Genomic DNA, 235 nt, shown 5'->3' on the forward strand with positions numbered 1-235 from the left:
GCCCAGTGGATGCGCCATACCATGCACCAACCCTAACCCAACATTCGAGAAGCCCATACCCGCAACATACTGCCCGAGCGCCATTTCTTCTCCGGCATCCTTATCACCAGCAACCGATCCTCGCAGCGCCCCAGCAATGATTTCAATCGCTTTAATGTGCAGTGCATCGGTTAGCGCCCACGCGCCACGGGTAATATACCCCTCAATAGCATGAGTGAGCGCATCGACACCCGTC

General features: G+C 56.2%; 1 pseudogene. It reads right to left on the reverse strand.

Annotation, left to right across the window (positions count from 1 at the left end):
* Window positions 1-235 (reverse strand): annotated as a pseudogene (locus AC0L3S_RS39760) (L-threonine dehydrogenase); the annotation flags it as partial.

It is taken from the genome of Bradyrhizobium sp. Ken01, assembly GCF_055807355.1.